Here is a 3,754-nt window from a genome sequence, read left to right on the forward strand (position 1 = left end):
TCGCCTTATTCCTTCAGGTCCCAGGGGACTTCGGTTAGGGTGGCGGGGCCGGAGCCTTCCGAGTCCAGGTTTTTCCAGGCTTTTTTGATGATCCCTTCTTTGCATTTGACCTTCAGGTAGAGGGTGGCCCCTGCGTCATTTAAGGTCTCGTATTGCAGGAAGGTCTTATCCGGGGCCTGGCTCACGGAGTGGTCCGGCAGCACGATATCCTTATACGTGGTCACCGGCCCCAGGACCGTCTTCGGAAAACGGCTGTCCCGCATGAACACGCTGATATTGACGTTATGCCAGGGGATGGCGTTGCTGTTGGTGATGCGGTATTCCCGCCGGCCTTTGGGAGACGCCGTTACATAGCTGAAGCCCGCATCCATCTGTTCTGGGGTCGCGGGCCGCGTTGCCGCAGGCTCGGGCTTGGCCGGCGGGCAGGCGGCTACCGGCGGACATTCCACCGCAGGGCGGCGTTTGATCCGGCGCTTCATTTTGGCAGGCGGCGGGCAGGTGGGCGGCGGCGCCGCGGCCAGGACAAAGGGATAGAAGTCCGGCCTGCCGGTATAGGTCCGGGGACCTGCCACGCAGCCAAAGTTGACGGCATAGGCCCCGGCTTCCAGGGGTGCCTCCGGCACGGCGCGGTACCAGCCGGGCTTGCCGGCCACCGGGGTGAGGTGCAAGGGGATATTGCTCCCGACACACCATAACTTGATCGGCGCCGCGGCATCGTAGGCCACATGATAGATCTTGTCGAAGATGGCGGCATCCACCCGGGAGGTCTTGAGATCAAAGATATGCGCCGGAGCCGTGTCCACGAAGGCCAGTCTATCCAGGCGCAGGGTCGCGCCCGCAGTCTCGGGATCGAAGACCATGATCTCTAAGGGCTTGATATCCAGCCGCTGCGGAGGCGGGTCGGGCAGGCCATAGTAGCCCGAGATGTCGGGGCCCAGGGTGAGGATGGTCCTGAAGGTGAGGTCGATAGGCTTTAAGCGGTAGCGCTTCAGGCCCTGCTGGGCGTACATCTCGAGGTACTGCGGGGTTCCGGCAGCGGCCTTGCGGGCCGCCACCCCGGCAGTCCCGACCCCCAGGAACACTAAGGCTAAAATTGCAATCAGGCAGGTTTTTTCTCTGGTCCTCATGGCGCCATCCTTTATCCGTAAGACCCGGTCCCGGTGGTCCGAGGGCTAAGCAAAGAGTTGCTTGGCCAGGGGCTCATCCAGGGTTCTTAAGATCGAGTATTCCTCCACCGCGGCCACCAGATCGCCCATAGTGCGGTAGGCCACGGCCAGGAGGTAGTGGCCCCGGGCCGCTCCCGGGTTGAGCCGGATAGCCGCCCGATACGCAGCCACCGCGTCCGGATAACCACCCAGGTGCATATACGTGTCGCCCAACTCGTAATGGGCCGCAAGGTCCCGGGGGTTGGCCTGAATGGCCCGTTTGAGGGTCTCCACACGGTCCTGGTAGCTGGCCAGGCCGCGCTTTTGAAGGAGCAGATCGGCGCGCAAGGACGCAGGATCGGGCTTGACCATGAGCGACCGGCTCAAGAACTGCAGGGCCTCAGGATAGTAGCCCAGGGGACCGGCCGGCGCCGCTGCCGCCCCGGGACCGAAGACCACCCGGCTGAAGGCCATGGCCGCTTCCTGCCAGCGGCCTAACAGGCTTAACACCACTCCCAACAGGTACTGGGCTTCCGGCAGGTGGGGCTGGTAGGTGACCGCCTGCGAGAGGGTGGCGGCCAGCTCTTCCCAGGCTTCCGGGGTATGCGCCAGTTGACCGGAGTCGTCCATCCGGTCTGGGTCGACCAGCCGGGCGGCCTGCTGGAAAGCCACCGCAGCTTCCTGCCAGCGGCCCAGGAGGCTTAACACCACCCCCAGGCCGGCGTGGGCCGGTCCATCCTCGGGGCTTAAGGCCAGGGTCCGGTTAAAGGCCCCCAGGGCTTCATCCCAGCGGCCCCACTGGCCATACATGCCCCCGAGCGCGCGGTGCACCTCAGCCGCGTCCGGCGCGCACGTCAAGGCCTGCTGCAACGCCGCGATGGCCTCGGGCCACTGGCCCAACTGGCCGTATACCAGACCCAGGGCGCTTCTCACCGGGACCGCGTCGGGCGCCAGTTCCAGGGCCTGCGCCAGGGCGCTGAGGGCTTCCGGCCACTGGCCTAACTGGCAGTGGGCCAGGCCCAATTGGTACGCGGCGTTGGGGTCACGGGGCTCAAGGCGCCGCACCTGGCTAAACGCGCTCCGGGCCTCAGCCCACCGCCCCAGCCAGGTGGCGGCCACCCCTAAATTATACTGTGTGGCCGCATCGTCGGGCGTTAGCGAGAGCGCCTGGGTAAAGGCGTCGAGAGCTTCCTCCCAGCGGCCCGTCTGACCGTAGACCACCCCCAGGTTGGCGTGGGCCCGGCCCAGATCGGGCTTGAGCCGCACGGCCTCGTGCAAAAACACGACGGCCTCCTGGTAGCGGCCGGTCTGGCTATAGGCCACGCCCAGGTTGCCATGGGCCTCAGCCAGGTCGGGCTTGTACTGCAGGGCCTGCTTATAGCTGGCGATGGCCTCTTCCCAGCGCCCTATCTCGCTTAAGGCCAACCCCACCAGGTAATGGGCCTCCGCGTCCTGGGGGGTGCCCTCCCGGCCCGGGGCCAGGTACGGCGCCGCGGGCGGGGTCAGGGCCGGCGGCGGTCCCGCGGGCGGTAGGACACGCCCGGGGCTGGTGGCCGGAGCTGGCGGTTCTTCCGGCAGTTCCGCGGTTGCCAAAACCGGCGCCACAGCCGGGCGCATGCAGGTGAACGGGGCTGCAGCCGGGGGTGTTATCCGATCTGACGCGGCCGGCGGCGACACCCGGGGAGCCGGACCCGCCAGCTCCCGCAGGCACGCCTGCGCCTCGTCTGCTTGTCGGGGCGCCGGCGGCGCGGTGATCTGGTTCAAGGCCCAGGCCGCCACCTGGCAGACCCCTTCCCCGGAATCCTGGAGCGCCGCCTTGAGCGGTTCGACGGCTGCGCTGTCCTTGATCTCGCCCAAGGCTTCCGCGGCCCGATACCGCACGCCTTCGTCACTATCCCGCAAGGCCGCGATCAGCGGCGTCACCCCCCGGGAGTCTTTGATAACGCCCAAGGCCCAGGCCGCCCAGAACCGCACATTGCGATGCTGGTCCCGCAGAGCCAGGATCAGGGGCTCCACACCCAACGGGTCCCTGACCTCTCCCAAGGTCCGGGCCGCCTTGGCCCGCACTTCCGCTTCCGCCGCAGACAAGGCCGCAATCAGGGAGCGGGCGGACTCGGTCAAAAGCACTCTCCCGCCGGGGACCGCATTGCCCAACCCCGTCTCGTCGGCCGGGCCTGCCTCCGGCTTTGGCCCCCGGGACTTCCAGGACAGGATTCCCAAAAAGACCGGCCCGCTCATCAGCCCACCCAGCCACAGCTCCGGGCTGCCCAAGGAAGAAATGAGACTCAGCCAGGCACCCCATGCCGGAGAACTCATGTGCAGCGTTACCATCTCCCGCCTCCTCGGATCAGGGGACGGCCTGATCCAGGCTGTCTGATCATCCCATAAATGCGGTTAATTCGGGTGGACTGCGTCACACTAAGGATGGTCAATAATCCCAATAGTGCCCATATGATTGCCACGATGTTTGCGCTCCAGGATGCGTTCATTTTAACTCCGGGATGGAGGCGAAGACGGGGCGGCCTAGGAAGCGTTCCACGTCTTCGGGGATTTTGAGGGAGTCGTCCCAGTATTCCAGGAGGAAGCCCACGGACAGGCTCACCACCAGG

At 66.2% G+C, this 3,754-nt stretch carries 2 protein-coding genes; both read right to left on the reverse strand.

What is annotated here, in order from left to right; translation table 11 throughout:
• Window positions 1-5 precede the first annotated feature (5 nt).
• The gene (locus WC600_18915) at window positions 6-1,127 is read right to left on the reverse strand and encodes a hypothetical protein (GenBank protein ID MFA4904802.1); all 1,122 of its coding nucleotides are present in this window, start codon (window positions 1,125-1,127) and stop codon (window positions 6-8) included.
• Between the two features lie 45 nt (window positions 1,128-1,172).
• Window positions 1,173-3,476 (reverse strand): tetratricopeptide repeat protein, encoded by a 2,304-nt coding sequence (locus WC600_18920; protein ID MFA4904803.1) that lies wholly within the window; start codon window positions 3,474-3,476, stop codon window positions 1,173-1,175.
• Between the last annotated feature and the right edge of the window lie 278 nt (window positions 3,477-3,754).

The organism is Desulfobaccales bacterium (assembly GCA_041648175.1).
In the GTDB taxonomy this organism is placed as follows: Bacteria; Desulfobacterota; Desulfobaccia; order Desulfobaccales; family 0-14-0-80-60-11; genus 0-14-0-80-60-11.